The 6,864-nt window shown below is 70.0% G+C and carries 6 protein-coding genes; all 6 read left to right on the plus strand.

The features are described from left to right. Positions 1-683 (plus strand): type VII secretion integral membrane protein EccD (gene eccD, locus B7767_RS06875; RefSeq protein WP_085571357.1); only part of this gene is annotated, 683 nt, incomplete at its 5' end. 17 nt (positions 684-700) lie between these two features. After that, complete coding sequence (gene eccB, locus B7767_RS06880) at positions 701-2,173, plus strand: type VII secretion protein EccB (protein ID WP_085571358.1); 1,473 nt, start codon at positions 701-703, stop codon at positions 2,171-2,173. A 372-nt stretch (positions 2,174-2,545) separates the two neighbouring features. Continuing rightward, the gene (locus B7767_RS06885) at positions 2,546-2,896 is read left to right on the plus strand and encodes a hypothetical protein (protein ID WP_085571359.1); all 351 of its coding nucleotides are present in this window, start codon (positions 2,546-2,548) and stop codon (positions 2,894-2,896) included. Between the two features lie 69 nt (positions 2,897-2,965). Next, the gene (locus B7767_RS06890; RefSeq protein WP_085571360.1) at positions 2,966-3,286 is read left to right on the plus strand and encodes a WXG100 family type VII secretion target; all 321 of its coding nucleotides are present in this window, start codon (positions 2,966-2,968) and stop codon (positions 3,284-3,286) included. A 28-nt stretch (positions 3,287-3,314) separates the two neighbouring features. After that, positions 3,315-3,761, plus strand: a complete 447-nt coding sequence (locus B7767_RS06895; RefSeq protein ID WP_085571361.1) for a type VII secretion system-associated protein — start codon at positions 3,315-3,317, stop codon at positions 3,759-3,761. A 12-nt stretch (positions 3,762-3,773) separates the two neighbouring features. After that, positions 3,774-6,864, plus strand: a 3,091-nt coding sequence (locus B7767_RS46180) for an AAWKG family protein (protein WP_179167052.1), incomplete at its 3' end; no start/stop codon positions are given.

Below are 6,864 nucleotides of genomic sequence, written 5' to 3' on the forward strand. Positions count from 1 at the left end.
TCGGCGCGGCCTGTGTCGCCGCCGCGGGCGCGCTCGGCGCCACCCTGATCACCCTGGATTTGGCACCGCAGCAGGCGGCCGGCGTGGTGGCCGTCGTGGTGGTGCTCTTCGGCGGGTTCGTCCCGTCGCTGTCGTTCCGGCTGGCCGGCATGCGGATGCCGCCCCTGCCGACCAACGTCCAGCAGCTGCAGCAGGGCATCGACCCGTACTCCTCCTCGGACGTCGACGCCCGCTCCGCGCTGGCGGACGGCTGGATGACCGCCCTCTACGGCGCCATCGGCCTGGTCTGCCTGCCCTGCCTGGTGGCCCTCATGGCGTCGCCGGGCCTCGCCGAGATCCTCACCGTCGTGGCCCTCTCCCTCCTGCTGCTGCTGCACAGCCGGGGGCTGGGCAACGTCTGGCAGCGGCTGGCGCTGACCTGCGCCGGGGCCTGGGGCGTGGTCCTGCTGCTGTTCGTCTCCGCGCGCTCCCTCGCCCCGGCGGACCGGCTGACCCTGACGGCCGGCCTGATGGGGCTGGCCGCCGCGATCACCATCGCCTCGTGGACCGTGCCCGGACGGCGGCTCGTCCCGTACTGGGGGCGCGCGGCCGAGCTGCTGCACTCACTCGCCGCCCTCAGCATCCTGCCGCTGACGCTCTGGTCGATGGGCGTCTACGGCTGGCTCCGCGGCATCAACGGCTGACCCGGGAGAACGGCGACATGCACAGCAAGCGCGACCAAGTACAGGCGCACCTCTTCATCATGGGCCGGCTGGCCTCGGCCATGCTGCGCTCGGAGCCCGACGCCCCGGAGAGCCCGCTGGGCAGGACCAACCGCGGCGCCGCGATCGGCGTGATCATCGCCTTGCTGGTGTGCGCGGGCGCCTTCGTCTTCGGACTCCTGCGGCCCGGCGGCAACGACTCGTGGCGCTCGGGGGAGAACCTGATCGTCGACAAGCAGACCGGCGCGCGCTACCTGTACCTGGACGGACGGCTGCGCCCGGTGCGCAACTACGCGTCGGCCCGGCTGGTCACCGGCGGCGAGGTCGGCGTCACCACGGTGGGCACGTCCTCGCTGGCCGGCACCCCGCACGGAACACCCGTCGGCATCCCCGACGGGCCCGAGGCGCTGCCGGGCACCGGTGACCTGGACCGCACCCCGTGGCTGGTGTGTTCCGGCGTCCTGCCCCGGACGACGGGCGTCGTCACGGTGACCACGACGCTCGCCCTCGGCGCCGACGCCCCGCAGGACGTGCCCGGCGGCGGGCGACTGGGCGAGGACGAGGGCATGCTGGTCACCGGCCCGGACGACGCCACGTACCTGCTGTGGCAGGGCAGCCGGCTGCGGCTGGACGGGCGGGCGAAGGCGGCCGAGGCCCTCGGGTACGGCGACGTCACCCCGCGTCCCGTCTCCGCGGCGTTCCTCGACTCCTTCCCGCTGGGACCCGACCTGGCCCCCGCCGAGGTGCCCGGCCGGGGCGGGAAGGGCCCCGAACTGGCCGGGCTGAGCACCAGGATCGGGCAGCTCTTCAAGGTCGACGTGCCAGGCTCGGCCGCCCGCCTCCACCTGCTCACGAAGGACGGGCTCGTGCCCCTGACGGACACGGAGGCGGCCCTTCTGCTGGGCGATCCGCAGACGCGGGAGAAGGCGTACGGCGGGGGCGCCGCGACCGTGGTGACGCTCGGCGCGGACACCCTGGCCGGGCACCTCGCCCCCGACGCGCGGAGCCCGGAGCCGGCGAAGCTGCCCGCGCAGCCGCCGAAGGCGGTCACCGTCGCCACCGGCTCCGTGTCCTGCGCGGAGGTCGACTCCACGGACTCCGGTGTGCGGGTGGGCGCCTCGGTGCTGCCCGAGGGCGCCCTGCCCCGGGCCGTGCAGGCGCCGGCGCCCGAGGTCGAACCGGGCTGCCTGAAGGTCGACTCCATCGCCGTACGGGCCGGAAGGGGCGCGCTGGTCAGGGCGTTGAGCGCGAGCGGCAGCGCGCTGGGCGACACCACGTACCTGGTGACGGACGAGGGCGTGAAGTACCGGCTGCTGTCCCAGGAGGCGGTGAAGGCGCTGGGCTACGAGGGCGTCGAGGCGCGGACGATGCCGTCCCCGATGCTGGCCATGCTGCCCAGCGGCCCGGACCTGACCCCCGAGGCGGCGTCCGAGGGTGAGGCACGGGTGACGCTGCGGTGCCCCGGGCGGTAGCGGGCGGGAGGGGGCGACCGGGCCCCGCCGGCAATCGTCAGGAAGGGAAATTTTTGGCGTCCGCGCGGCCACCCCAGGTTAAGCCGGGCACCCGGCGGCGCCCACCGGACGCCGCCGGGTGCCCGATCTGTCCGGCCGGATCCCCGCCCCGCTCACTTGAGCGGCGTGAATTCGAGGTCATTGCTCAATTGAGCCCGTTAATAGAGGAGTTCGGGGTTCCGCGGGCAATTGCCAAACAAGTTGCGGCCTGCATAGCATCTGGCCACCCCATGACCCCGGCGATTCAGTCGTGATCGCAAGGACACTCCGTCTGCCCACGGAGTGAAGTGGGGGCCGCAGCCCGGTGAGCGTCACCGAAAAGGGAGTTCTCTCATGGCCATGCAGCAGTCCGAAGAACGCGCGACCCGCAACGGGATCATGGCGCTGGAACAGGCCTTCACCGGTGTCCAGCGCTGCCAGCAGGACGTCCAGTCCACGTCGCACACGCTCGCCTCGAACTACGGCGGTGTGGACGGCGGAAAGTACAAGAAGCTGCTGGAGCAGTGGGACGAGCACGTCGACACCATCCTGATCAACCTGGACCGGATGGTCGACGAGCTCAACGGCACCCTCCGGGAGCACGGGCTGGTGCAGGGATCCACCAGCGACGCGATCGACTCGGAGTACTCGCGCTCCACGCAGGTGTTCGACGAGCTCAACGGCACCAACACGTCGTCGAACTGACCCCGGCGCACCCAGCAGATCTCCCAGCCCTTCCACTCACGTCGTTCTCCCGGTGAATAGAGGACTCCGATGGACTTCTCCGATGGCTACATCTACGTCGACTACAACCATGCCGAAGGCGCGGCGGACGACATGGTCAGCCAGTCCCAGTCGATCATGAGCATTCTGGCCAACCTGGAAATGGAACTGGCCGAACTCCGCAACAGCTGGATCGGTGACGACCGGGACGTCTACAGCGAGGTCCAGGCGAAGTGGGACAACGCTGTCGAGAACATCAAGAACCTGCTCGCCAACCACTCCGGTCTGCTCACCGAGATCTCCTCCAACTACCGGTACACGGAGCAGAACCTGACGCAGCGGTGGGGCGACATCAGGATCGGCAGCCGCTGACGCCGGCCGGTGACGGAAGGGTGATCACGTGGCCGTCACGGTCCTCGACAGCACATTCCTGAAGAATTTCATCAACAACCAGGTCGACGGCTTCCGGACGACCCTGGAGAACATCCTCAAGGACAGCCCGACCGCCGGCCCGGCGATCACGTTCATCGCGGACAGCATCTCGACCACGACGATCGACTCCGCGAAGCCGCTCGTCATCGGTCTCATGGCCGGCGAGAACAGCGCGGTCGGCGGGGGCGCCCTGAACAAGGTCGTCCAGCAGGGCGCGGGCGAGGTCGTGCGCATCCTGGAGGACCAGACGGTCCTCTTCGAGGACCTCGAACAGGCGTTGTGGGACACCATCGACGAGCTGGCCAAGGCCCAGGGCAAGAATCTCGAGAACATCACCGCGGACGATTTCATGGACATCTTCGAGGATGTCGACAGTGATCTCGGCAATTCCGGTGGCACCGAAGAGGAAGAGTAGCGGAGTTCGGCGATGGCCAACCCCGGGGACAACAACAACGACAACTGGAAAAAAGCGGTTGACCTGCTCACCGGCTATGTCCTGCCGGAGCGGAAGACGTTGTTCGACGACCTGAAGGGTAACGACGGCATCCCGCTGATCCACGTCCGGCTGGACAAGCACGGCGGCCCGGATTACTCGTCGGGTTTCCTGTCCTCGAGCGGATGGAAGACGCACAACACCGACTACACCATCCCGTTCTACCGTCCCAGTGACGACTCCCAGGACGTGTCCGCGGGGAAGTACCTCTACCGGTACCGCGCCTACATCACCTTCCTCGCGTCCGGCCAGTCCTGGCCGCCGGGCGGGGACGACGTGATCCCGGACTACACGAAGACGAGTGAGCGCCTGAAGGACAAGGGCGGCTGGAACAAAGAGGGCGAGAAGCTCGACTGGAACACCAACGCGCTGGTCCGGTACGTCTACGGCTCCCGGGACGCCCTCTCGCAGATCACCATGTGGCCCTACTCGACCCACGGGTTCAAGAACCGCGGCTACCCGGTGAACGACGCGGACTACGTCGACCTGCGCACCTTCACGGAAACGGCCAAGGCCTTCGACCGGGTGGTCAAGTTCTTCGAGGACAGCGCGGTCACCGTCGGCAAGTGGGACACCGAGGACATCGGAGAGGGCAGCGACTCCTGGGACGGCACGTCGGCCGCCATCTTCAAGGCGCTCATCCACAAGCTGGCCCGGAACTACGAGGGCTACGCCGACCAGCTCAACGGCAAGGGCGGCGAGGGCACCGCCGTCACCATCGACGGTGTGACGGTGACCTCCGCGCCGGCCCGGGCGCTGGCCGAGGCCCAGGGCGTTCTCCTCGCCCAGGCGCAGAAGCTCCACGACACCTGGAACGCGTGGAAGGCCGAGAGCAATCCACAGCGCTGGCTCTACGACATGCTGCAGAACGCCCGGCTGACCCTCTTCGACACCCAGTACGACAAGACGGACATCGAGACGGTGTCCAGCGGCGGCGGGCCGTACACCACCTGGCACAACTACGTGGTGTCGACCGACGGCTTCCGGAACGAGATCGTCATCGAGGGCAAGTCGTACGGCAAGCCGAGCGAGATGACCACGTGGAAGGCGATCGCCGACGAGGCGGTGCGCCGGTGGGAGCAGTCCGTGCAGGACTGGCTCAGCACGGCGGGCGCCGAGGCCATCGTCGAGATCCACAAGGCCTTCAAGACGGCGGAGAAGGCGTTCGACACCAGCATCACCGACAAGGACGACCGCCCCCTCTCCGAGATCTCCGCCAAGGTGGAGGCCGACGCCGAGAAGAAGAAGGCGGAAGCCGAGGCGGCGGCTGCCAAGGCCGAGCGGGAGAAGGAGAAGGCCGAGGCGAAGGCCGAGCGGGACAAGGAGAAGGCCGAGGCCGAGAAGGAGAAGGCGGAGGCCAAGGCGGAGGCCGAGAAGGAGAAGGCCGAGGCGAAGGCCGAGCGGGAGAAGGAGAAGGCCGAGGCCGAGAAGGAGAAGGCGGAGGCCAAGGCGGAGCAGGAGCGCGAGAAGGCCGAAGCGAAGGCCGAGCAGGCCGCCGCCAAGGCGGAGGCCGAGAAGGAGAAGGCCGAGGCCAAGGCGGAGCAGGAGCGCGAGAAGGCCGAAGCGAAGGCCGAGCAGGCCGCCGCCAAGGAAGAGGCCGAGAAGGAGAAGGCCGAGGCCAAGGCGGAGCAGGAGCGCGAGAAGGCCGAGGCCAAGGCCGAGCAGGCCGCCGCCAAGGAAGAGGCCCGGCAACAGCAGGCGCTCGTCCTCGCCCAGAACCAGAAGGCTCAGGACGAGGCGAAGAAGGAACGGGAACGGGCCTCGGCCCAGGCCGAAGCCGACCGCGCCGAGGCCAAGGCCGAACAGGAAGCCGCGAAGGCGGAGGCCGCCGCCGAGAAGGAGGCCGCCAAGCAGGAGCAGGCCCGGGCGAAGGCCGAGGCGGAGCGCGAGCAGGAGGCCGCCAAGGCGGAGGCCGAGAAGGAGAAGGCCGAGGCGAAGGCCGAGCAGGACCGCGAGAAGGCGGAAGCCGAGGCGGAGCAGGAAGCGGCCAAGGCGGAGGCCGAGAAGGAGAAGGCCGAGGCGAAGGCCGAGCAGGAGGCCGCGAAGGCCGAAGCGAAGCAGGAGCAGGAGACGGCGAAGGCGGAGGCCGCCGCCGAGAAGGCGGAAGCCAAGCAGGAGCAGGCCCGGGCGAGGGCCGAGGCGGAGCGCGAGCAGGAGGCCGCCAAGGCGGAGGCCGCCGCCGAGCGGGAAGCCGCCAAGCGGGAACAGACCGACGCGCAGTCCAGGGCGGAGGCCCAGCAGGAAGAGGCCCGCCGCGAGGCCCTGCGGGAGCAGCAGCAGGCCAGGCTGGACGCCCAGAACGCCAAAGCCGAGGCACAGGCCGACTACGAGCAGCAGAAGGCCGAGGCCCGCGCCGAGCGCGACGCCGCCCTCCAGGAGGCCGACCGCCAGGAGGCGGCGGCGCGACAGGAGTACGAGCAGGAGAAGGCCGAAGCCCAGGAGCAGCGGGACCAGGCACGCCAGGACGCCGAACAGGAACGCGCCGAGGCACGCCAGGAGTACGAGCGGGAGATCGCCGCCGGTACCGACGAGAAAGAGGCCCGCGAGGAGTACGACCGGCGGATCGAGGAGATCGACGCCGCCGAACGGGAGGCCCTCGAACGGGCGGACGCCGCCGAGGCCGAGGCCAGGAGCGAGTACGACCGGGCGAAGGCCGACGCCCAGGCGGAACGCACGGAGGCGCGCACCGAGGCCGAGCAGGCGCGCAAGGACGCCAAGGCCGAGTACGACCAGCGCATGGGCGACATCCAGGCCGAGTACGACCGGATCAGCGCCGGTCAGAAGGACATCGACGAGCTGATCCGGCAGCGCATCGCCGACCTCCCCGAGCCCCCCGACCTCTCCGCCTACAACCCGGGCGGCTCCACGGGCTCGGCGGGCTCCGCGTATTCCTCCGCGTTCGACGACAACCTCTACAACCAGGACGACCTCGCCTCGGCGCTCGGCCGTCCGCAGGGCGGCGACGCCCTGGCGGGCGCCTCCGCCGGCGGCACCGGCACGGGAGCGGGCTCGCCGATGTACCCGC

The organism is Streptomyces sp. 13-12-16, from assembly GCF_002114215.1.
Taxonomy (GTDB): domain Bacteria; phylum Actinomycetota; class Actinomycetes; order Streptomycetales; family Streptomycetaceae; genus Streptomyces.